This is a genomic window from Rhodococcus sp. IEGM 1351 (assembly GCF_030056875.1).
In the GTDB taxonomy this organism is placed as follows: domain Bacteria; phylum Actinomycetota; class Actinomycetes; order Mycobacteriales; family Mycobacteriaceae; genus Rhodococcus_F; species Rhodococcus_F opacus.
The window spans coordinates 1-230 of record NZ_JASHKU010000166.1; the positions used below are offsets into that span (position 1 = coordinate 1).

The 230-nt window shown below is 71.3% G+C and carries 1 protein-coding gene; it reads right to left on the reverse strand.

Going from position 1 to position 230, the window contains the following annotated elements; translation table 11 throughout:
* Nucleotides 1–230, reverse strand: a 230-nt coding sequence (locus QM806_RS41185; protein WP_283295087.1) for an SAM-dependent methyltransferase, incomplete at both ends; no start/stop codon positions are given.

The window sequence follows — 230 nt, forward strand, 5'->3', positions numbered from 1 at the left end:
ACTGCACACTGGTGACGCCGGGGATCACCGAGTAGTCGAACGACACGTTTCCGCGGTCGAGCACCCGCTCGACGATCCGCAGCGTGCTGTCGTAGAGAGACGGGTCACCCCACACGAGGATCGCGCCGACCCCCGGCGCGGACGCGAACTCGGCCTCGAACAGTGCCGCCCGGCGCTCGTGCCAGTCGGCGACCACGCCCTCGGAGTCGGACGGCGGGCGAACGCGGGGC